The following is a 22347-nucleotide window of genomic DNA, read 5'->3' as shown; positions in this document are numbered from 1 at the left end:
AAGTATAGTCTCTCTCTTTCTTGCTAGCCCTTCATAGAACCCAACATGGCACCTTTGGCAAAATGCTTTTGCAGGAACGGATACACACAAACTATTGGTAAGGTAGCTACAACGATAACAGCCATTTTAATTGATTGATCTGGCGGTGGAACAGCAGCATCCAGTGTAGCGCTGTGATCCATACCGCTGGCAAGGACGACAATTTGTCTGAGCAGAACCTGTATTGGCCATTTCGCACTATCATTCAAATACAGAATCGCATTCATGTAGGTATTCCAATACGTTACCGCATAGAACAATCCGATAGTCGCTAACGCAGGTAAGGATAGTGGCAATACAATCCGAAATAATATTCCAAAATCGTTACAACCATCAATTTTGGCCGATTCCTCCAAACCTTCAGGTATATTTTGGAAAAAGTTTCTCAAAATGATCATATTAAAGGCACTAATCGCTGACGGTAGGATCAATGATGCGTACGTATCAATTAGTCCCAATTCCTTCACCACAAGGAACGTTGGAATCATCCCACCATGAAAAAGCATGGTGAACACAACCATGAAGTTAACCACTTTACGACCATCCAGATCTTTTCTGGTAAGAGCGTAGGCCATCAAAGAAGTTATAAACAAACTAAAAATAGAACCAATTGCCGTGATACCAATGGAAACACCCATGGCTTTAAATATTGTATTCGTCGAAAAGATGAACTTGTACGCTTCCAGACTCCATACCTTTGGAATCAGTACAAATTTGCTAGAAGCTAGTTCTGCACTCGTTGTGAAAGAGCCTGCTACAACGTGAACAAGGGGAAGCACAGTAATTAAAGCAATGATCGCAAGCAGCGTAAAGTTTATAGCAGAAAAGATTCTACCACTGATTGTTTTATCTTCTACCATTTCGATTCCTCCCACAAAATATCAATAAACGCCTTCTTCTCCCATTTTCTTGGATAATTTATTCACCATCATCACCATTACAAAGCCTACAATCGATTTAAAGAATCCAATAGCTGTACTGTAACTAAACTGCCCTTGTCTCAAACCAGCAGTATATACATACGTATCGATAATTTCCGCAACTTCTCGATTCATGGAGTTAAGTAGCAGATATACATGTTCAAATCCAAGATCAAGAACGGAACCAATTTTCAGAATAAATAATGTAATAATTACGCCTCTAATCGCTGGAAGAGTGATATGCCAGACTTGTCTAAGTCTTCCAGCTCCGTCCATACGCGATGCTTCATAAAGCCCTGGGTCAATCGCAGCTATGGAAGCTAGATAAATAATCGTTCCCCAACCTGCTTCTCTCCAAATCACCTGAATAATATACATGGGCCTGAACCACCCTGGATTAAGCAGGAAATTGATTGGTTCAAAGCCAAAATAGACAAGCAGCTCGTTGATAATCCCTCCATCCATCGTGACCATTACATAAGAAATGGAGACGATGATAACCAATGACAGAAAATGGGGCAAATAGAAGATCGTCTGAAAGGTTCTTTTGAAAAAGCTGCCTTGAAGTTCATTTAACATCAGGGCAAGAATAATCGGCATCGGGAAATAGATAAGAATATTTAATCCGAAAAGAATAAGTGTGTTCACTAATATATTTAAGAAATCCGGCTCTGTGAACAACCTGCTGAAATGCTTCATCCCTACCCAATCACTACCGTTGATCCCTTGATAGGGTTTGTAATCCTGAAATGAGATAATTAATCCGTACATTGGAAGATATTTAAAAATCAGAAAATACAGTACTCCCGGAGTTAGCATGACGTAGAGCCATTTATTTCTCCACAGCCGCTTTTTCAGTTCGCTGCTGCTTTTATAAATTTCAGGCTTAGGATTCATTTGAGGAGCTGAGCTGGGCTGTGCGGTGACTTCCTGCATGATATTCTTCCTTTCTCCTTCTTTATTCAAACACGATATTTCTGAACCCAGTGAGGAATAGAAAAGGTTGTTGAAACAAGATCAACAACCTTTTCAGCTACAATTTGTCGCTTAACTATTCCAGTACGGGTTACTATTTTTTGTATAACGCGTTGTATTCTTCAATAATCTTATCTCCACCACGGCTCTTCCAGTTCTCTACTTCCTTCTCAAATCCAGCCTTGTCAATCTGACCATAAATATATTTATAGGTTGCATCTGTAATAATCTGTTGAAGCTCTACGCCTTTTTCTGTATAGGTAGCCGAATCCATAGCAGCTGTTGGATCCGCTACACCAACTTTGACATTCTCAAGAACCAATTGATCTGCATGAATTCTTCCTGGCAGCGTGTTATAGTTTTCGTACATTCCATTGGTTTCAGCTTCGCCGATAACGCTGTCCTTATATCCCTTTACTTCACGTTCAATCAATTCTTTGTCGTCTGCAGCTTTCGCTTTACCGTCTTCAACGGTATAGTGAGTACCTTCAATTCCCCAATACATCAAATTAGCTACTTCTGGAGTCATCATTTGATCAAAGAAAGCAAGAATCTTCTTCAGCTCTGCCTCATCCTTGACAGCAGATTTCGGGAACAAGACAACATTGTTATAGCCTGGAATCATCCATTGAGCATATTTTCCATCTGGACTTGCAACCATACTATGCGCATCCAAAACAGCGTCAGGGTTATTCTTAATAGTATCTTTATTGAGGGAATCAATATCTTGCATGGAGCCCCCAATATAGAGTCCACCCTTTCCAGCCTTAAACATATTTACTGCATCCGTTTTACTGGTGGCAGCGAAATCTTGATTAATGTATCCGCCATCACGAGCTTTTTTGAAAAAATCCATTGTGTCGAAATATTCATCGAAGGTAAATTCAGGCGCTAATTTGCCATCCTTCTCACCCCAGGTATTCGGTGTTCCGAACCAAGACGAAACAGTTTTGAAAGCTCCATAGGTCAACTCATTACGGTCAATAATACCGGTAGTATCTTTCTTTCCATTACCGTCTGGATCTTGTTCTGTGAAGGCTTTAGCCATTTCAAATAATTCATCTACATTAGCTGGTGCAGCAAGTCCTAATTTATCTGCCCAGTCTTTGCGGTAAATGATCCCTTGGCGTGCAAGTGGACGCCCGATATATAGGGTATAAAGCTTGTCATCTACTTTCGTGTTATTAAGAATTTCTGGTTTCAGTTTGCTCAAATTCGGAAATTCGCTTAATAGTGGACCGATTTCCCAGAATTGTCCGTCTTTTATCGCTTCTTTCATCTGAATGAAGGTTGTCTGATTCTTCAAATATGTTACTTGCGGCAATGAACCCGTTGCAAAAGATGAATTCAGTTTTTCTTCATAAGTATCAGCCGGAAAAAATTGATAAGTCAGCTTCGTGTTGGTCAATTTCTCTAGTTCATTCTTAATCGTATCAGGCGGAGTCTCTGATGTATTCAATGGAAGCATGATTTTGATTTCTGTAGGTTCCTCTTTAGGTGCTTCAGTCTCTTCCACCTTCGTAGTGTTCTCTGCACTTGTAGTTGGGGCTGCTGCTTCTTCTTTGTTATTGTTGTTACCACCGCATCCAGCTAACAATGTGCTGAATGTTAACAGTGCTGTTAACAACATGGTGAAGGATTTCTTCTTCATACCATTTTGACCTCCATAATTTGTATTGGTTACGAGTTCCACGTTACATCGTCGGCAAGGTTACGAAAACAATCATTTCCCCATAACGGCGCGTTCTGAAAGGGATCTGAGCAAATGATTATCGTGATATCGCAGCACAAAAAAAATCCACCGCATTATCCGCAGTGGATCAAAACCTTTTTAACCTATTTACTTTTCTGTCCCAAACTCAGCCTCAGCATATTCCTTAATAATAAGATTGCCTCCACGAGCTCTCCATTTCTCAACCTCTTGCTGGAATCCCTCGACGGTAATATTACCTAATATATAGTTATATGTAGCATCCACAATGATTGTAGATAACTCCATATTCTTCTCATCAAAAGTAGATGAGCTCAGAGAAACTGTCGGGTCATCGACCAGAAAAGATTCATTATCTTTACTCAGCTGATCTGCTAGAGAGGTTAATTGCTCCTTCTGAGCCACTTCCATAATGTTTTTATTACTAATGTCCGCGATCATTAAAGCATATAGCGGATTCACTTCCTGTACCCGCAGTTGTGAGGTTTCCTCGGGAAGGATAATCTTGCCGCCTTCAAGCTTATAATGCCGCCCCTCAAAGCCATACATCATTATATTGGCTACATCTTTATCCATGGTCCGATCAAAAAATCCAAGCACCTGCCGAAGCTCCTCCTCTGTGGCAATGGACTTTTTGGAAAAGAGATACAGTCCGTTGTAATTGGGGATAGACCACACTTTATATCCATCAGGCCCCCCGATACGATTGATCAGGGTAAGTTCAGCCTTTGGATTGTATGCTTGAGCTTCAATTGACAACCGCTGCACATCAGTCATGCTGCCAATAAACACACCAGCGATTCCGTTAATGAATTTATCGCGTTGAACCTCTTTACTGGTAAGAGCAAAGTCCTGATTTATGATTTTTTCATCATATAATTTCTTCATAAAATTCATTGTGTTCATATACTCCGCTGTTACGAATTCCGGAACAAATTGATGATTCTCTAGCTTCCAATTATTTGGTGTGCCAAAATAAGAGCTTAGTGTCTTAAATACACCATAAACAAGATCATTACGATCGACTAATCCAAGGGTATCTTGTTTGCCATTCTGATCCGGATCGTTATATGTAAATTGCCTCATTACTTCATATAGATCATCTAAGGTCTGTGGATTGCTTAAATGAAGATTGTCCAGCCAATCCTTACGTATAATGACACCCTGTCTGGAGGAAGGGCGTTCTGTATATAGGCCGTAGATCTTTCCATCTACAGCGGTCTGTTTAAGAATAGCGGGGTCCAGTGCTTTAAGATTGGGGAACTCCTGAAGATATGGGCCGATCTCCCAAAATGCTTCAGAACGGATGGCGTTTTTCACCAGATTATAATCTGAGAACTTCACAAAGGTGACTTTTCCCAAGGAATTAGTGGTCAACGCCGTGTTCATTTTATCGGTATAAACACCCTCAGGCACCCACGTGATATCAAGCTCCACCCCTGTTAATCTTTCAATCTCAGCTATAATCTTTTTTGAAGGCTGCTGTGGAAAATGAAGGGGTGCCAAGATCGAGATGTTCGGGCGAGCTTCTTGCAGTACAGAACCAGCTGACTTTCCATCACTGCAAGCGCTTAACATAGGGAAAACAAGCATGAAAAATAAGCAGAAACAAAACGTTGCCCTTCTACACAAAAATTGTCTAAACATTTCTACAGCCTCCTAAGGTATTGTAAGGATTTTCACCCTACAGCTTGAAGATTTTCCATTTTGTAGTCATAATTAGGGTTAATGATTATTGCAGAACGAGATGATTATTGTTATTTTCCACCAGGTTTCATACACTAAGAACAAGTGTCTACTTCTACATAAGTAAAGGTGCTGAGCCCCGTGAGACCATTAAGCTTTTTAAGTAAATTAACGATTTTTGCCTTTGTAATTAGCACGTTGCCGGTGATATTCATCGGTTCTTTTTCCTATTTCACATCATCTAATGAGATCCAAAAGAACGTAAACAACAGTAAAATGGAACTTATATTACAAATCACCTCAAATGTAGAACATAAGTTAACAACTGTCAATCAAACATTAAACCAAGTGATCAACTCTAGTGTATTAAAAAAAGCACTAAATAACCCTTTAAATGAAACCGATTTCATTTTATATAATGATTTAAGAAACGAAATCCGCAATATGCAATCCTTCGATACGAAACTGGAGGATGTCATCCTGCTCAATCAGCAGCAGAACTGGATGATCAAAAATTCAGGCGTCTACCGTCTGAATGAATACAAAAACCACGCGCAACTCTCTAATCTAATGAATATAGCTGACGATACTTCATGGATTTTGAATCCGTCGTCCTTATTTTATAGCGAGGAGAGCATTAACGTCACTGGCTGCAATTACAGCATTAGTCTTATCAAAAAGCTTCCCACCAATAAGCTGCAAAAATATGGGCTTGCCCTAGCTAATATTCCGGTCTGCAGTCTTCAGGATTTCATTAATTCAGATGTGCAGCCACTCGATGACATTATCGTTCTGGATCAAGCTGGCCGCTTCCTGCTCCATCCGGATACCAGCTTAATCGGAAAACCTAAAGAGCAAGGCGGATTTAAAGAAGTCCCTTTAATCTCTGATCCTTCTAAACAATCCGGACAGTTCAAGACTGTGATCAATAAAAAGAATTACTCCGTCACTTTCATGCGTTCTCAGTTAAATGGCTGGGTTTATCTATCGGTTACTTCTATGGAAAGCTTGACGAAGGAGTCCAATAAAATCGGGATGTTTACGATAATCGTGTGCACCATTATGCTCTTGTTCTCCATTCTTCTGGCATGGATCGGTTCCAGGCGTATGTACACCCCTATCGAAAGACTGCTTAATCAGATGGGCCAACGCAAACCGGATATTAAATCGAGACATCGCAATGAATTTCAGATTATAGGAGAACAAGTTCATTCTTTGTTCCAATCCAAATCACAGCTGGAAAAAGAAGTCCGGCAACACTTTCAGCAGGTGCGAACGTTTTTTCTGATCAATGCCTTCCACGGAAATGTTAAGAAACGTGATTTGCTCGAAGAATTAGGGCAATTCGGCTACCAAACACAACTTGAAGAATGGAAAACCATGGCAGTAATTACGTTGTCTATTGATTATGCCGAGGATTCCAGCTATGAGAAAAAAGATCTCAGCCTCTTATTGTTCGCTGCCCACAATATGATCGAAGAGTTAATCTGTCCTGAACAACGGCTGGCTCCTGTAATCATGGACCATGCGGTAGTCGTATTATTGGGCAGTCCAGACTGCGATACCCAGTCTTTTCATAAGACACTGTATTCGTTAACGGAGAAGCTGCAGCAAGAAATAAATAATTATCTAAAGGTGCAGGTGAGTATTGGGCTGAGCCTTCCCTTCAACGCCTTCGATAAACTAGCCATCGCCTACAGAGAAGGTCTAGAAGCACTGAAACATCGCATTAAGCTTGGCAAAGGCGTTATTATTCAATATGAGAACATTAACTCCGGCAAACATTATCTGAACTTGAACTACCCTACGCATAAAGAAAACGATCTAATGGATGCTATCAAGCTGGCTGAAACGGATAAAGCCAAGGAACTGATTCATTTGCTTTTTAAATCTATTTTTGCCCTTGAGCTTTCACCACAGGAATATCAAATCCCGTTGACCCGCTTACTCAATAACTTGCTCATTATGATGCAGGAATCGGGCATTAGCTTAAATCAGATCTATCATGCTAATGGCTCTATTTTTGAGGAATTGCATGACCTTCATACCGTGGCTGAGATTGAGGATTGGTTCTGGAGCATGGTCATTTACCCGATGATCAAAATTTTTATCAGCAGGCAAAATGCCCAATACCAAAACATCTCTGAGAAAATCATTGATCTGATCCAACATGAATATGATACAGATCTAACCTTGGAAGAATGCGCTTCTCGGCTGCATTACAACGCCAACTATATCAGCAGTGTCTTCCGTAAGGAGACCCAATACTATTTCAGCGAATATTTAACGATGTACCGATTTAAAATGGCGAAAAAATGGCTGCAGGAAACCGATATGCCGATCAAAGATATTGCAGCCAAATTAAGATACAACAATTCTCAGAATTTCATTCGATCTTTCCGTAAACAGGAAGGGATGACCCCTGGACAGTACCGGGATAACAATACAGGCACTAAATCCAAACCAACATTTGACGAATCTATGTAAAAATCACAAAATAATCGTTCAAGGTCGAATCTAAAAAAAAAAGAGTCTCTCTTTTTTTCGGAAAATATGTTAACGTGTGCATATAACCATTTAGGGAGGAATTTGAACGCAATGTTGAACTTTCGACTAAATACTAACCGTGTAGAACAAGATGAGATTTCTCAGGAAACCTCACTACTCACCCTCTATCCGCTCGAGACGGATCAACCCCGTCCATTTATATTGGTATTGCCTGGTGGAGGATATCAGCACTTAGCCAAACATGAAGGAGAACCTGTGGCTCAATGGCTAAACAATCTAGGTATTCATGCAGGTGTACTAGATTATCAGGTCGGAGACTTCAACGTCTCTTCTTTGTTAAATGATGTTGAGGAAGCTCTCAAATGGATTAGGGAAGCACCCAAAGCTTGGAATGTGATCTCAGACAAAGTAGGGATGATTGGATTCTCGGCTGGAGGACACTTAGCTTCCATCTTTTCTACCACTAGAGCAGAGAAACCAAATCTTCTTCTGTTAGGTTATCCTGTAATCACTTTCCAAGAGTCCCATTCGCATAAGGGAAGCCGGCTACATTTTCTTGGAGACGACCCATCACAAGCGGAGCTTGACTCCTTTTCCTCAGAAGCCCAGGTGGATTCACTCACACCTCCAACCTTTATCTGGACAACAGCAAACGATGCCAGCGTTCCCGTGGAGAATAGTCTGTTGTTCGCCTCTGCCCTGTCTAATCAGGGAATTCCTTTTGAATTACATATCTTTGAAGAAGGGCGGCATGGTTTAGGGCTTGCTAAAGAACACCCTCATTGCCAGCAATGGCTTTCCCTTGCTGAGAATTGGTTAAGGGAACGCCAATACGTTAAAGGAGAAGAAGACCTTATGAGACAACAGCTATTTATTGCAGGCGATTCCACTGCGGCTATTAAAGGCGCTGGAGAAAAACCTATGACCGGCTGGGGAGAATACCTGCAAAGTTATTTTGGGACTTCTATTCAAATCCAGAATCGTGCAATTAATGGTCGAAGCACCAAATCGTTCATAACAGACGGCCGCCTGGATGCCATCAAAAAAGACTTTCAACCCGGCGACTACCTGTTTATTCAATTTGGACATAACGATGAGAAAAAAGATGATCCATTACGTTACACCGATCCTGAAACCGAATATCGCCACAATCTAATTCAATATATAGATGCTGCTAGGCAGCTAGGGGGGACTCCGGTTCTGTTAACCTCTGTAAGTCGCCGCCGCTTTAACGCCGATGGAGAGCTTGACCCGTTGGCTGTAGGTGCTTATCCCGAGGTAATGAGACAAGTGGCTGAAGAAACGCACACTCCGCTACTTGATATTTTCGCAGCCTCGCAAGCGCTCTATCGTTCATTAGGCGAAGAAGAATCCAAGAAGTTATTCATGCACTTACCAGAGAAAACACATCCCAATTACCCCAATGGAGTTACGGATGATACTCATTTCTCGGATGAAGGTGCCCAGCAAATTGCTAAACTTGTGGTTCAAGCACTTAAACAAAATACAGCCTCACCTATATCAAACTTACAACAACTTTTATAAGGAGTGATCACAGATGTCTATAATTAAAGAAGTTATTACAGAGTACTATCGTATCCCTTTGCCAGAAATCATGGAGGATGCTAAACACGGCTTGCATACTCATTTTGAAGTACCCATTGTCAAAATTAGAACGGATGACGGTCGTGAAGGTGTAGGTTATACCTATACTGGCGGATTTGGCGGCAAAGCGATCTGTTCACTAATTGCTAATGAATTAACACATATTTTAGTTGGCAAAGACGCCAGCTGTGTGGAAAGTATCTGGGAGCAGATGAACTGGGGAATACATTATGTTGCTCGCGGGGGTCTGGCTAGCTTCGCCATTGCGGCATGTGACATTGCGTTATGGGATTTACGTGCGAAGAAAGCAGATGAACCTCTCTACAAACTTCTGGGTGGCGCAAGCAATGAGGTCAAATGTTATGGTGGAGCGATTGATTTGAATTTCCCATTAGAAAAGCTCCTGCGCAACAATCAAAAATACTTAGATATGGGCCTCCAGGCTGTCAAAATTAAACTAGGCCAAAAAACATTAGCTGAAGATGTGGAACGAGTGGCTGCGGTACGCCAATTGGTCGGCCCGGATGTAGCCTTTATGGTCGATGCCAATATGAGCTGGAGTGTGGAAAAAGCGATAAAAGCCGCACGTGAATTTTTGAAATATGACATTCTTTTCTTAGAAGAACCAACGATTCCGGAGGATTATGCCGGCTATGCACGGATTGCTGAAGAAACAGGAATGGCCGTTGCAGGCGGGGAGAACTTGCGCACATTAACCGAATTCCATCACATGCTGCAATATGGTCATGTTGATTTCCCTCAACCTGATGCTTCCAATATAGGCGGAATTACGGGCTGGTTAAAGGTAGCTCACTTAACACAAGCCTATAACCTTTCCGTTTCCACACATGGGATGCAGGAATTACACGTTAGTTTGTTAGCAGCTATGCCAAATGCAGGTTATCTCGAAATGCATAGCTTCCCTATCGATCAATACACTACACGTCCGCTAGTGATTAACAAAGACAATGGGATGGCAGTAGCGCCTGAAGTAACGGGCACTGGCGTTACCTTTGACTGGGACAAATTAGCACCTCACAAACAACAATACTAATAGGAGCGATCGATCATATGAGCATTCCCCTTCATCTAGGTGTTCGAGCACATGATTTCACACAAGTTCCATTGCAAGAGTTAATTGAGAAGATTAAGTCCTATCATTTCACTCATATCCAGTTTGCACTTAAGAAATCTTTTCCTGATAGTGCCCCTAGTCTGACGGCTATAAGCCCTGGAACAGCCAGCTATTATGGCAATGCCTTTAGGCAGGCAGGTATTCAGATTGCGGTTCTGGGCTGCTATGTAAACATTGTAGATACCGATCCTCACAAACGGGCACAAGCGTTAGCCGCGTTTAATACCCATCTGCGCTTGGCCAGAGATTTTGGCGCTAGTCTGGTAGGTACGGAAACCGGAAGTGTGGGACTTGGGTATACCACAGATAATTTTACAGAAGAAGCCTTCCAAGAGGTGGTGACATCAGTTAAGGCCATGGTGGCGGAGGCCGAACGTTTTGGTGTGACGGTAGGAATCGAAGCAGGACTTCATCATCCGCTGTACACCGCGCCCTTAACCCGCCGACTTCTGGATGAAGTCCCTTCTAACAATCTTCAGGTCATATTGGATTGCGCAAATCTAATGTCACCTACAAATTACTTGCATCAAGAAGCTATTATTATGGAGGCTTTGAAGCTTTTAGGAAATCGAATTGCTATCATTCATTTAAAAGACTTTATCGTCCAAGATGGAGCTATAAAAATTGTCCCTGTAGGTCAAGGGTGGCTAGAGTTTGAGCCGATTCTTCGTTATATGAAATATGAACGTCCTCATATTCAAGGAATCCTGGAAAGCACTCCTGAGTCACATTTAGGAGAAAGCATTACCTTTTTGCAACAGTTATACGAATCCCTGTAGGGCTTCATCCCATTAAAACTAATAAATCCACTGCACACCTCTTTACCTTACTTGGTGCAGTGGATTTTTATATTCTGTTTAACATCCGTTTGACCTCCATCAAATAATCGCCTGTTATGATCAGGGCATCAAGAGTATCTGGGAGGGGTTCCATGCGTCTTGCTTTATTCACGGACACATTTCTTCCGCAAACCAACGGAGTTTCACGTACGCTTCAACGATTAACCACTCATTTGAAAGGGCGTGGTATTGAACATCTGCTTTTCTCACCGAAATCTGCTCCTGAAGACAGTTATGCCGATCCCATACGTCCCATTACCAGCATCCCCTTTTTCTTATACCCCGAATGTAGACTCGCACTGCCCAATATGTCCTCTATCCAATCAGAGCTGAAAGCTTTTCGTCCCGATCTGCTTCATATGGCAACTCCGTTCAATATCGGTCTCTGCGGCCTTCGTTATGCGCGAAAACATGACTTGCCCCATGTCGCCTCATACCATACCCATTTTGACCGCTATCTTGAATATTACCGGATGAAAAAAATCGCTCCGCTCTATTGGAAATACATGAAGTGGTTCCACCGCTCCTGCGACGCCACCTTTGCACCATCCTACGAAACCCTCGATTCCCTCCAAGCTCAAGGCTTTCATCGCCTGAAGCTGTGGTCCAGAGGCATCGACTGCCAGCAGTACACCCCCAAAAAACGCAGCCATGAGGTCCGTGAGCGCTACGGAATTACCGCACCGTTACTGCTTCTATATGTGGGAAGGATCGCCCCTGAAAAAGATATAAACACCCTTGCTCTCGCCATGCAGCAATTACCCGAATCTATGCAATCTCAGGTTCATTGGCTGGTCGTAGGGGACGGCCCCCTTCTGCCGGAAATGCGGGCACAGGCGCCCCATAATGTCACGTTTACAGGCTATAAACATGGTGATGAGCTTGCCCAATTATATGCCTCAGCAGATCTGTTCGTCTTCCCTTCCAGTACGGAAACCTTCGGTAATGTTGTCCTTGAGGCTATGGCCTCAGGACTGCCTGTCCTCGCAGTAAATGAAGGTGGAGTGAAGGATCTGGTCACACCCGGCCGCACAGGAATGATTGTCGAGTCCCGCTGCCCGGATGCTTTTATTCGTGAGATTTGTGCATGTATAGAGCACCCTCAAAAGCTAGCTGCTATGGGACATGAAGGTCGACAGCTGGCACTCGGCCGCTCTTGGGAGAATATTTTTGATGGACTCATCCGCGATTATGAAGAGATCATTGAGAATAGACGTTATGATCTTATACCGGCTTTACTACCATTAATATAATAATGACGATAGTAAGCACATGAACCGCCGCTTCTAGGGGAGCGATCTTGTTCATAGCGGTAGTGTAACCCTCAGGGATTTCCTCCCCTTCGCTGGTCATTACGAGCTGGGTTAGCTTTTTCAATCGGGGCTCAACCATTCCAATAATAATCACTTCGATCACGATAAAAAATAATAACGACAGATTTAACCACAACACCGACAAGCCCATTTTATCTATGATCATTAACAAAATACCTGTAACGATCAGGGTGATCCCACCTGTCTTAGGGAATCTGTTTATTTTCTTCATAAGACCAAATACAAAACGAAGCTGACTGCCTGTCTTGGCTGAGCTTGTCAGTATTGGCAGCACAAAAGCTGGTCCAATTCCCACTATGGATGCTATAACATGTATAACTACCACAAGCTTTGAGATCATATGCGTCAAATCCATATTTACAATCCCCCCTATCATTCGTTGTTTAGATTCATATGAGGCTGATAGGAGAATTAGTCTTGCAGATCCTTTAAATCTTAGATAATCTTAAAAAAGCGCCTAGCCGGATATTACCGACTTAGGCGTTTTTTTAACAAATATTCAGTTATTTTACCGTAACTTTCATGATAGCACTCTCACTTACCCCTTGATCATTCAACAGCTCAGCCCGGTATTCATAGACGCCTGGAGAACGGTTAGTAATAGAAGTAGAAGCCGTTTGTGCGTTTGGGGTGCCTGCTGTTAAAGTCTGAGTATCGATCAGTATTCCGTTCTCATACAAGCGATACTCTTTGCCGTTCATCCCCCACCATAAATTCATAGTCACTTTATACTCTCCATCGCCATCCCAGTTGTCATTGGACAACACCGGCTTAGCTGGTGCAGCATCCTTCACGATAACTACATGAGCAGCAGACACCGTTGTGCCAAAAGAATTGGTTAGCTCAGCCGTATAGGTGTAGGTTCCGTTTTCTTTTCCGGTAATATTAGTCACTGCAGTCTGTGCAGCTGGGGAATCATCACGTAAGGTTTGCGTGTCGATTAAGGCACCATTCTCATATAGCTTGTAGACCGTACCATTATTGCCCCACCACATATTCATTGTGATTTGGTAATCCCCGTCCAAAAGTCCTGTATCCTGCCCATTATTATTGGATAGAACCCATTGCCCCGGAACACCTGTAGCCTTCTGAGGTCCACTTACGACCACAATCACTTGTTCTGTCGTTGAGAGTCCAGCGTTATTAATGGCTGTTGCGATGAACGTATGCGCTCCCGCAAGTTCTGTGAGTGGAATCTCATCTCCATAAACTACAGGTTTACCATCAAAAGTAATATCCAGACTGCGAATACCAGACTCTGGATCTTCCGCTACGACCTGCACCTTCAATACATCCATTTCACTCATTTGAGCAGAAGGTAAACCAGAAATCGTAGGTGGTGTAGTATCTTCAGTTTCTCCCGGTGAGCCTACATATTGAATTTTTGGAGCCGCTGGTTGTTCCATCCCTTCACCAAGAAAGAATCCAGGGTGCGGAGGTTGATTATAGCCTACATTTTGCCAAGCTACTGCCAGGCGGTAGATCGGATCATGCATCAATGTGCGAATACGATAATCTGTCATATCCGTTGTTGTGTAGATCCGTAGTTCAGAACTGTCCGTTGCCCGCCAGATCACTTCTTCACGCCAATCCCCGAACAGATCTGCCTGCAAGCTTGGATTCGCCTTGGTGCCATTATTTGAAGAAGCACCTACAGCCGTCAATAAGTTAACCGTTGTCTGATTGCTATAGTCCCACTTATCCACTCGATTAGCATCCAGTAATTCACGTAAAAGATCACCATCCCACCAAATACCAAAATTCGTGGAGGAAGGCAGTTTTTTAGTAATTAGTTCACCTTGCGCACTGTATAGGCCCGTAACAGGTATATGCTCCTCATTGGTGATCGTTGCAGCCCATACCTCTTCGCCAGCATATCGCGGATCAATATCCGCTGACATCCCCCGTCCAGTATCAATCCCCGTGAACACACCCCATAATATATCTCCTGTAGCTGCATCACGCATTTCAATCCCATACTTCGAATCGGTATGCTCATGAACATCAAAGACTTCCAGCCCGGGTCTGGTAGGATCAAGGTCCCCGAAATGAATTGCATCACCATGCCCAAGCTTTGTATTATACAGCGGCAACCCATCATCGTCGATTGCCATCGCACCGAAGGTTATTTCGTCCTTACCGTCGCCGTCCACATCTCCTACAGAAAGATTGTGGTTTCCTTGACCTACGAAGTCTCCATATCCTTCATCATTAGAATCGAAACGCCATACTTTCTCGAGCTTGCCCTCGCGATAATTGTAAGCTGCAAGTACAGTTCTAGTATAATAACCGCGGCTAAAAATCACGCTTGGCTGCTCGCCGTCTAAATAAGCTACAGCTGCCAAAAAGCGGTCTACACGGTTACCATAGGTATCCCCCCAAGCGCCAACATCTCCACGTGGCGGATCATAATCCACGGTATCCAAGGCCCAGCCTGTTGCCCCTTCGAACACCGTTAAATATTCATTGCCCAGCAGCACATAACCCGAACTGTTACGATAGTCTGCACTGGCATTGCCAATGACTTTTCCTTGACCGTCCACTGTGCCATCTGCCGTCTTGATCATAATTTCGGCACGTCCATCACTATCCAGATCATATACCAGGAATGGAGAATAGTGTGCACCGGCACGAATATTAGGCCCTAAATTAATCCGCCATAAGCGAGTTCCATCTAATTTATAAGCGTCCATATAGACAAGTCCAGTATACCCAGCTTGAGAGTTATCCTTGCTGTTCGAAGGTGACCACAACATGATGATTTCATATACACCATCACCGTCCAAATCACCTACACTTGCATCTCCCGCACTATACGTATACGGTTGACCATCCTTGGTGTAATCATCTGTTGGCTTTTGCAAAGGGATCGATAGATATTGCTTCTGCCATACGCTGAATGGTTCCGAAGCAGATTTCTCGACTCCATTGATTACTGATGTGATTCTATATTTGGCATCCTCCCTGCCTGTAATATCGAGATAGTTCGTGTTTTGAGTAATCAACGAATCATTTAGTTTCTTATCGCCACGATACAGATTGAATCCTATCGTTTCCGGATCCAGACCTAACATCCGCCAGCTGATATACACACCTTCATCTGTCTTAACCGCTACAGGCGCACGATCCAGCGCCTCCATCTTCCGGTATAAAGTTGTCACCGCTGAGGTTTCCAACGTAGCGGATAGATCAGAGATGCCGCCTGCATTTACCGAGGCTACTTTGTAATAGTAAGGAATGGTAGTCAGAACGGTCATGTCTGTGTACGAAGCTTCGAATGATTTGCCGATCAGGATGAACTCACCGTCTGCGGATTTCGCACGATAAATGTTGAACATCCGTGCATCCGGTACCTCATTCCAAGTAAAGGTCACATCATTTTTGTTCGTAGATTGTACAGCTAGACCACTAGGTACGGGTGCTTTTGCTACGGAGGGATCAATCATAGACACTTTTAGCGCATTAGAGCCTACGGATTCCAGTCCCGTGCTGTCGACCGAAGTTACCGTATAGATATATTCCATACCAATATCCGCAGTGGTATCTGCGTAGAACGGCTCTATTGTCTCGCCCAGCAGCTCTGCACTATTCGCAACCGTAGCCTGACGATATATACGGTATTTCAGCGCACCCTCCATACTGTCCCAAGAAAGATTAGCTGTAATAGGCTCACTGTTTAAATCCAGGCTACCCAGTTTCAGATTCGTTGGGGCTAATAATAACGGTGTGATCTCCAGCCCATTGAGATGAGCGGTTGTGCCACTAAAGACAAGATTCATCTGCCCGTCTTTGACAGCAATCTGGTTATACAGCTTCTCAGCAATATTTTCCTTACCTGAGGAGACTGTTCCGTAATCTTTGCCTTCAATGGCTACATTCGTCTTAGCAGATCCAATCCAATCTCCTGTATAAGTCTTAACAGAATAATAACCATTGGGTAAATCAACTTTGAATTCATACGATCCTCCAAAATAAATCACAAAATCTCTGCGCAGATCGTCCGTCGCATTTCCCCGATCCCGATCAATCATCCCTGCACTCGAGGTCAAACCATATCCTCGTTCTGGGGTATATAGGACATTCACATTCACTTCCGTATAACCCGCAGCAACGGGTGAACCAACAGGTCCGAAATCATAACGATACTGAGCGGATTTCGTAGTCAGCTTCACTTCATCTGAAGGCTCAGACTCTCCTAGCCCATTCACTGCAGTCACTCTTACCGAGTAGCTTTGACCTTCAACCAACCCGCTTAATGTCAATGAAGGGACAGTTGAAGTTCCCGCTAATGTATAAGCAGATTCGGCTTCTGCCGCTAGCTTACGATAGATTTTATAGATATCTGTACCTTCTACTGTATTCCATTTCAGTACTGCACCTGCATTACTGATACTCCCAGCTACAAGTCCTTCAGGCTTCGCTGGCACCGTTTCCGGCTGTTTGATGTCCTGCACAAAGCTGGAGAGTGGAATATTTAATTCCCCTATTCCTTTGGCCAGCAGACGGGCCATTTGAATGGCTCCGTACTCTTGAAAGTGAGTATCGTCTGTCGAGCCATTTGGGAAAGCACCATATATCCCTGCATCGAGGTGAAGGAATACAGAGCGTGTAGCTGCAAAACCGATAGAATTGTAATAAGCTACACTGAGTGCGCTAAGATCGACCAAGTCAACATCCAACTCACTTGCTACTTCTTTCATAGCCTGCACATATTCTGGAAAGCTCACATTAAATTTTTCACTCGCGGCATTATAATCTCTGCGGCCCATGGGAGTCACCAGAATCGGAGTTGCTCCTCTTTGCCTAGCTCCATTGACATAAGTTTTTAAATAAACTTTGTAATCGGCTGGAGAAGCATATCGGTCTGGAACGCTAATCGTTGCGTCATTATGACCAAACTGGATAAGGAAATAGTCGCCCGGTTGGATCTTACGCAGGACTTCATCCAGCCTTCCCTCGACCATAAATGACTTAGAGCTGCGGCCTCCGATAGCGTGATTCTTAAACGTTACTTCCTCACTAAAGAAATCAGGAATCATTTGTCCCCAGCCTGCTTGTGGTATCCAATAAGGATCATAAGTCTGCACGGTTGAATCACCCGCAATATAAACTGTTGGCAATTCATTAGCAGGACGGTCTGGCTGCTTAGTAATCACCAGTGCATTGATATTAGGCTTAGTGCCAGAGAACACCAAGTTCATTTGTCCATCCACCAAAGCGATGTCAAAGCTCATTTCCAAATACTGGCCTGCTGTTTTGCTCGTCTGTTGAACTTTTTGAATGGATTCTACTTTGATGCCAATCTCTGTATCTCCGGCGCTGTCACCAGCGATAAGTGAAACTGTATAGTCGCCATTCGGTAAATCTACATTAAAAGTTGCATCCTTAGGGACCACAAAATCTGAACGCAAAGGATCTGAGGTTCCTCGGTCTACCCCAGTTACTTTCGATATATCTGTAAATCCATATTTGACCTCAGAGGAATAAGATACCCCTGCATCTGCCTTAAGATAACCTTCAGCCACAGCACCTGGGCCAAAATCAAAGGAATAAACATCTCCTTCTGGCAAAGTTCCAGGAGGCGTATACACGGCACTTTCCACCTTGTTAGATAGCTCTGATTCTCCTTGGCCATTGGCTGCCTTCACCCCATAATATTGCCGTTTTGAGGTGTCCGCTGAGGCATCCGTAAATGTCGTCTTCTCTGACTGACCAATCTCATGGAATGTTCCATCTGCTGCATCAGACCTTAAGATCGTATAGCGGTTTGCTCCAGCCACACTGTTCCAACTCAGTTGAACAGAACTTACACCTACACTGACAATTGAAAGACCGGTTGGTGCTGCGGGAACCTCTACCCCCGGAATTTTGTCTACTGTCACAGATGCGCTCAAAACAGACTCCTCACCCTTTCCATTTACAGCTGACACATTGTAAATGTAACCACTGCCTTCATCTACATCTGAATCCACGAAGCTGTTAGCAGCAACTTGACCTATGGCTTGAAGGGTTCCACTAGGAAGAACCGTTCGATAAATATTGTAATAGACTGCTTCTGTCACGCTGCCCCACCCCAGAGATACCTCAGTGGGGGTGATATTATGAACCACTAATCCCTCAGGGGCTTTCAATGGACCTGGTACAATCTGCTGAATAATTAGTCCATTTAAATATCCGCCAACCCCTGTACCCGTAATGCCGACAGTTAGTTGACCATCTTGAACAGTCGTCCGATAGGTAGCTTGATTTACAGCTTGCTTGCTGCTTATCGACCCAGCCGTGCTACCTTCCAAAGTAATCGTAGTTTTGGTTGTACTTGTACCCGCTAGTAAATCTCCTGAGTATACAGTCACATCGTAATCCCCATTAGGAAGATCCACCAAAAAAGAATAGGACAGTCCCAATACAAAATCGTTGGTCATACCGTCTCCACCCGAACGATTCCTCGAAGCAACCGCCTGATCTAAACCATACCCTAGCTCATTCGTATATAACTTAGATTCATGCACGCCTGTATAACCACTCATAACAGGACTTGTTGCTGTTCCAAAATCATATTGCAAGGTTATTGGGCCTGAAGCTGCACTGGCCTGTTGCCCCCCAAATGTTGTAGATGGAAGTATTGATGAACAAATGAAGATGCACGACAATAACACCATAAATATTTTATTTCCAAGTTTATTCCTCTTCATCTTCCGTGCTTCACCCGCTTTCTTATGATTGAAAGAACTTAGTACGCATCTAGCCCTGTTGTAGTAAACGCTTACAATAAGCTTCGTTGTCATTCGTTCTTCAAATATAAGTTCACTTCGTGCGCGTATCCCCTCCTCTTTGCTCAGGCAGCTGGATGGTAGATGATTCCATTTTTACTCATATCCAACACGATACTACCACCTAAGTGTCACTCTGAACATTTAAAAAACAGATTTTATCATACACTAAACCGTTCAATTTCTTCGCCTATAGTTATAAAAACCTACGATTGGGTAAGCAGTTAGGACAGAAGAATCAGTGAGGGGACACCCGCCTTTTGAGATCACGACAACAGTTTTGCTATTCCTTCATCCTTAACCATTCACTTCTGAGCAATCCATAGGAATAAGTATCATGCCAGATTGGCTCTCCATTACTATCGTATTTAAAATAACCCGTCTGCAAAAAATGTCCTTCTCGACGAAGCATCAATCGTTCAAGCAGTTTCCATGAGCGTGTATTTTCGGGATCACAGTTCGCAATCACACGTCTCATTTTCAGATTATCAAAGCCATAGTTTAACAATTGATTACAAGCCTCTGTAGCATACCCGTTTCCCTGAAAATCAGGGTTAAAAACATATCCAAATTCCCAAACGCCAAAAGCCTCTGGTTGGCTCTCTTGAAAATATAAGTTGCCGATCATTTTGGTCGTAGATTTAAGACAGACTGCCCAAAAAGCACGGTCCGATGACCGTCTGAGCGCCTCAGTGCGAGATTCATCTGCATTAAACCCGGAATAGGGCTCATATTTCACAACACTTTCTTGCGACAAATATTCATGAAGGTCTTTCCAGTCCTCTGCTGAGAACCTTCTAATCCATAAACGTTCGGTTTCCATAATTTCCATCAGAACAACACTTCCCCAATATTAATAGTAAATATATACCATACACCCCATAATACCCCTATGCCTTTTTTATTTCATATGAGCAAAATCATTTCACAAACAGCAAATAGGCCTCCTTGGATTCCCAAGAAGACCGATGAATGTTTCTCTATATCTTGACTCCGCTTAAACTGCCATCTGACGCAAATAATCGTTCGATATGCTTCTGAACGGTTGGGTCTGGGATCAGTGGCGGGGCTTGATGGGGTTTTATCCGAGCATCAATAATCACGTTATCACAGGACCAATGTTTATACTCAGTAGAACTGTTCACTCCATAGATATCATGAGATGGATTACTGCGGGTGAATGTCGCCCATAGGAAATTGTCGATCTTTTCACTCAAAAACTCGCTATCATCACACAAAATAATCATTGGGCAAGAAGGAAGTGACCCTTGCTCCTGAATAGCTTCACTAAGCTTGTTCATTTCCAGTGTTGCTTCAGCATAGCTTGTGAATTTAGCGCCTTGAAGGGCAACAAGACCAGGCATCACCATTCGTGCATGCTCAAATCCCTGTAATTCTTTCAGCAGGCCTGGTACCTCTGTACATAGCTCTCTTTTCTTATCCCCTACTGCTGCAAAGATCACTTTACTTCCGCTGTTTAATCCTGTGCCGGAATAATCAAGTGTATCAATCGTGGTATTGGTATAGAAATGAATATCTCTATGAAGATTAATCCGCTCTAAGATATACGTCAAGAAACCCTCGATATTATGTGTGCTGATAGGCTGATTTTCTTCTGCTGTAATAAACAAAAACTTAGCTAAACTAAGCTGACCCGTCCCTAAAATCCGGTTAGCAATGGTCAGAATTTCCGCTGGCTGCTTTACTTGCTGATAAGGCGTATAACGTTCACTGCCAATGGCGAACAGCAGGGGATGAACACCCGCAGCATCGACTGCATGAACTTCTTTGACGCCCGGAATTTCTTGGCGGATAGCCCCACCTGTCAGCTCGTGAATTAACTCACCAAACGCGGTATCCTCCTGTGGCGGCCGGCCGACAACCGTAAATGGAAAGATTGCATTTTTCCTGGCGTACACTTTATGTACTCTCATTACTGGGAAAGGGTGAACCAAGCTATAATAGCCTAAATGGTCGCCAAATGGCCCCTCCGGCTTCGTCTCACCAGGGTGAATTTCACCTGTTATCACAAAGTCCGCATCATTGCTGATACAGTAACCATCCACATAGCTATAGCTGAAATGGCGTCCTGATAATAAACCTGCAACGATCATCTCACTCATTCCCTCAGGCAAAGGCATAACCGCCGATAAGGAGTGAGCGGGTGGCCCACCGATAAAACAACTCACTTTAAGCGGTTGTCCTTGGCGGTTCGCTTTTTCCTGATGTACGCCAATGCCGCGATGAATTTGATAATGAATGCCCACTTCTTTATTTAATTCATACTCATTTCCAGTCAGCTGCACACGGTACATTCCCAGATTGGAATTCATAATGCCTGGCTTATCCGGATCTTCTGAATACACCTGCGGCAAGGTTACAAAAGCACCACCATCTCCCGGCCAATGTGTGATTAGCGGAAGATCAGAGATACTAATTTCCTGAAAACCGCTTGGCAGACCCCCTGGCTTTTTAATAGGCAATGCTTTTCTCGCGGATAATCCGGTACCAACATATTTAAATGGATTTTTGAGTGCTTTTACGGGATCGTTGCGAAGGGCAATTACGTTATGTGTGGAGTCCCAAGTCCGCCGAAAGATAAACTTACTGCGCTCTATCGTTCCAAAAAGGTTAGATACGGCCCGAAACTTCGAGCCTTTTACATTTTCAAATAATAATGCAGGTCCACCAGCCTCATAAACCTTTAGGTGAATCGCCGCCATCTCTAGATAAGGGTCCACTTCTTCCTGAATACGAACTAAATGTCCGTGTTTCTCTAAATCATTAACACACTCTTCTAAATTGCTATATTTCATTTCATTACT

General features: G+C 43.3%; 13 protein-coding genes. 5 read left to right on the top strand and 8 right to left on the bottom strand.

What is annotated here, in order from left to right; translation table 11 throughout:
- Nucleotides 1–23: 23 nt before the first annotated feature.
- The 4 genes from NSQ50_RS09525 to NSQ50_RS09510 all read right to left on the bottom strand — a co-directional run bounded on the left by NSQ50_RS09525 (nt 24) and on the right by NSQ50_RS09510 (nt 5292).
- Complete coding sequence (locus NSQ50_RS09525) at nt 24–899, bottom strand: carbohydrate ABC transporter permease (RefSeq protein ID WP_076107520.1); 876 nt, start codon at nt 897–899, stop codon at nt 24–26.
- Nucleotides 900–920: 21 nt separating this feature from the next.
- On the bottom strand, nt 921–1895 hold the full coding sequence (locus tag NSQ50_RS09520) for an ABC transporter permease (protein WP_036679252.1): 975 nt from the start codon (nt 1893–1895) through the stop codon (nt 921–923).
- 133 nt (nt 1896–2028) lie between these two features.
- Complete coding sequence (locus tag NSQ50_RS09515; RefSeq protein ID WP_036679248.1) at nt 2029–3585, bottom strand: extracellular solute-binding protein; 1557 nt, start codon at nt 3583–3585, stop codon at nt 2029–2031.
- Nucleotides 3586–3774: 189 nt separating this feature from the next.
- Complete coding sequence (locus NSQ50_RS09510; RefSeq protein ID WP_051491060.1) at nt 3775–5292, bottom strand: extracellular solute-binding protein; 1518 nt, start codon at nt 5290–5292, stop codon at nt 3775–3777.
- A gap of 180 nt (nt 5293–5472) precedes the next feature.
- Here NSQ50_RS09510 and NSQ50_RS09505 point away from each other — a divergent pair, with 180 nt between their 5' ends.
- From NSQ50_RS09505 to NSQ50_RS09485, 5 genes are all read left to right on the top strand, one after another.
- Nucleotides 5473–7818, top strand: a complete 2346-nt coding sequence (locus tag NSQ50_RS09505) for a helix-turn-helix domain-containing protein (protein ID WP_038569731.1) — start codon at nt 5473–5475, stop codon at nt 7816–7818.
- A gap of 111 nt (nt 7819–7929) precedes the next feature.
- Nucleotides 7930–9384 (top strand): GDSL-type esterase/lipase family protein, encoded by a 1455-nt coding sequence (locus NSQ50_RS09500; RefSeq protein ID WP_076223320.1) that lies wholly within the window; start codon nt 7930–7932, stop codon nt 9382–9384.
- A 13-nt stretch (nt 9385–9397) separates the two neighbouring features.
- Nucleotides 9398–10498: a mandelate racemase/muconate lactonizing enzyme family protein gene (locus NSQ50_RS09495; RefSeq protein ID WP_038569729.1), complete on the top strand. Its 1101-nt coding sequence runs from the start codon at nt 9398–9400 to the stop codon at nt 10496–10498.
- A 17-nt stretch (nt 10499–10515) separates the two neighbouring features.
- Nucleotides 10516–11358, top strand: coding sequence for a sugar phosphate isomerase/epimerase family protein (locus tag NSQ50_RS09490; RefSeq protein WP_076107527.1), 843 nt, complete (start codon nt 10516–10518; stop codon nt 11356–11358).
- A gap of 152 nt (nt 11359–11510) precedes the next feature.
- Nucleotides 11511–12671, top strand: a complete 1161-nt coding sequence (locus NSQ50_RS09485) for a glycosyltransferase family 4 protein (protein ID WP_076179087.1) — start codon at nt 11511–11513, stop codon at nt 12669–12671.
- Here NSQ50_RS09485 and NSQ50_RS09480 read toward each other — a convergent pair.
- From NSQ50_RS09480 to NSQ50_RS09465, 4 genes are all read right to left on the bottom strand, one after another.
- Nucleotides 12643–13107 carry a DUF2269 family protein gene (locus NSQ50_RS09480; RefSeq protein WP_256717040.1) on the bottom strand — a complete coding sequence of 155 codons (465 nt, stop codon included), beginning with the start codon at nt 13105–13107 and terminating at the stop codon, nt 12643–12645. The genes NSQ50_RS09485 and NSQ50_RS09480 overlap by 29 nt on opposite strands.
- A 148-nt stretch (nt 13108–13255) precedes the next feature.
- Nucleotides 13256–19444, bottom strand: coding sequence for a rhamnogalacturonan lyase family protein (locus NSQ50_RS09475; protein WP_306068377.1), 6189 nt, complete (start codon nt 19442–19444; stop codon nt 13256–13258).
- Between the two features lie 361 nt (nt 19445–19805).
- On the bottom strand, nt 19806–20354 hold the full coding sequence (locus NSQ50_RS09470) for a GNAT family N-acetyltransferase (protein WP_176462549.1): 549 nt from the start codon (nt 20352–20354) through the stop codon (nt 19806–19808).
- A gap of 148 nt (nt 20355–20502) precedes the next feature.
- On the bottom strand, nt 20503–22338 hold the full coding sequence (locus tag NSQ50_RS09465; protein ID WP_076223322.1) for a UbiD family decarboxylase: 1836 nt from the start codon (nt 22336–22338) through the stop codon (nt 20503–20505).
- Between the last annotated feature and the right edge of the window lie 9 nt (nt 22339–22347).

It is taken from the genome of Paenibacillus sp. FSL R10-2788 (assembly GCF_038003885.1).
Lineage (GTDB): Bacteria > Bacillota > Bacilli > Paenibacillales > Paenibacillaceae > Paenibacillus_AQ > Paenibacillus_AQ odorifer.
This window is presented reverse-complemented; position numbering and strand designations above follow the sequence as displayed.

Bases quoted from the DNA above. Each gene is read 5' to 3' on its own strand.
- NSQ50_RS09485 (WP_076179087.1), top strand. From the start codon at position 11,511: ATGCGTCTTGCTTTATTCACGGACACATTTCTTCCGCAAACCAACGGA.
- NSQ50_RS09465 (WP_076223322.1), bottom strand. From the start codon at position 22,338: ATGAAATATAGCAATTTAGAAGAGTGTGTTAATGATTTAGAGAAACAC.
- NSQ50_RS09495 (WP_038569729.1), top strand. From the start codon at position 9,398: ATGTCTATAATTAAAGAAGTTATTACAGAGTACTATCGTATCCCTTTG.
- NSQ50_RS09480 (WP_256717040.1), bottom strand. From the start codon at position 13,107: ATGGATTTGACGCATATGATCTCAAAGCTTGTGGTAGTTATACATGTT.
- NSQ50_RS09515 (WP_036679248.1), bottom strand. From the start codon at position 3,585: ATGAAGAAGAAATCCTTCACCATGTTGTTAACAGCACTGTTAACATTC.
- NSQ50_RS09470 (WP_176462549.1), bottom strand. From the start codon at position 20,354: ATGGAAATTATGGAAACCGAACGTTTATGGATTAGAAGGTTCTCAGCA.
- NSQ50_RS09510 (WP_051491060.1), bottom strand. From the start codon at position 5,292: ATGTTTAGACAATTTTTGTGTAGAAGGGCAACGTTTTGTTTCTGCTTA.
- NSQ50_RS09525 (WP_076107520.1), bottom strand. From the start codon at position 899: ATGGTAGAAGATAAAACAATCAGTGGTAGAATCTTTTCTGCTATAAAC.
- NSQ50_RS09475 (WP_306068377.1), bottom strand. From the start codon at position 19,444: ATGAAGAGGAATAAACTTGGAAATAAAATATTTATGGTGTTATTGTCG.
- NSQ50_RS09490 (WP_076107527.1), top strand. From the start codon at position 10,516: ATGAGCATTCCCCTTCATCTAGGTGTTCGAGCACATGATTTCACACAA.
- NSQ50_RS09500 (WP_076223320.1), top strand. From the start codon at position 7,930: ATGTTGAACTTTCGACTAAATACTAACCGTGTAGAACAAGATGAGATT.
- NSQ50_RS09520 (WP_036679252.1), bottom strand. From the start codon at position 1,895: ATGCAGGAAGTCACCGCACAGCCCAGCTCAGCTCCTCAAATGAATCCT.